The sequence below is a fragment of the Nocardioides sp. NPDC057577 genome, from assembly GCF_042801335.1.
Classification (GTDB): domain Bacteria; phylum Actinomycetota; class Actinomycetes; order Propionibacteriales; family Nocardioidaceae; genus Nocardioides.
Window position 1 is genome coordinate 1 of the sequence record NZ_JBHVGB010000366.1, and the last position, 1,085, is coordinate 1,085.

Consider the following 1,085-nt stretch of genomic DNA (forward strand, 5'->3'; position numbering starts at 1 on the left):
CCGCCGGAGTGCGCTTCGCGAAGATCTGGCTCACCACCCGGCCGCTCGACAGCGCCTGGCTCGACGGGCGCTCGGTCCCGGCGATCACCGGGACCCTCGAGGACGGCTTCTCGCTCCCGGAGCCGGCGCGGTTGGAGCTCGACGTACCGCTACCCCACGGCTATCAAGGCACGATCGTGCTCGGCCGCTCGCTCGTCCTGACACCGTCCGAGGCGGAGGCTCTCGGACGTGGTCCGCTCGGACACACCGTGCGGCCCTATCTCAGCGGCGAGGACCTGGTGACGCCGTGCGGCTCGACCGCCTCACGCTTCGTGCTCGACGTCGGCAGGCTCGGCCTCGAGGAGCTCGCCGAGGACCGCGCGCTCGCGCGTCTGGTGCGGTCGAAGGTACGAGCCGAGCGCCGCCGCCAGTTCGTGAAGTACCCCCAGCTCAAGGAGCGCTGGTGGGGCTTCCTCAGCCCTGTCGAGGAGCTCTACCGCGACGCCGCCGAGCTCTCGCACGTCATCGCCTTCAGCAAGCACAGCAAGCACCTGTGGCCCGTCCTGGTCGGCGCCGACCACGTCTTCTCCAACGGGTTGGTCGTCTACCCGACGCAGGATGCGGCGGCGTACGCGTTCCTGGCCTCCGACCTCCACCGCGCCTGGGCGGTACGCGCGGGCGGCACCATGCTCAACACCGCCTACCGCTACAACCCCTCGCGCCTGCGCGCGACCTACCCGTTCCCCGCGGACCTCGGGCCGCTCCGCCCGGTCGGCGTTGCGCTCCTGGCCGCCCTGGACCGGGTCGGCGACGAGCGCCGGATCGGCATCACCGGCGTACTCAACCTCGTCGGCGACCCCGACACCCACGACCCCGCGACCACCGATCTCCGGCAGGCCATCGCCGACGTCAACCACGCGACCGCCCGCCTCCACGGCATCGACGAGTCCCTCGCCACCCCCGACCTGACCCCCTCCGGCTTCGGCCTCACCCCGACCCGCCAGCGTGCCCTGATGGCTGCCCTCGTCGCCCACAACCTCGCCCTCGCCGAATCCGCAGAAATGGCGGCCGAGAAGTGAGTTCTGGCGGCCGAGACTGCAGAAGTG

General features: G+C 71.6%; 1 protein-coding gene. It reads left to right on the forward strand.

Annotation, left to right across the window (positions count from 1 at the left end; genetic code table 11):
* A partial coding sequence (locus ACFU7D_RS29840; RefSeq protein ID WP_378874183.1) for a hypothetical protein occupies positions 1–1,058 on the forward strand: 1,058 nt, incomplete at its 5' end.
* Positions 1,059–1,085: the final 27 nt, after the last annotated feature.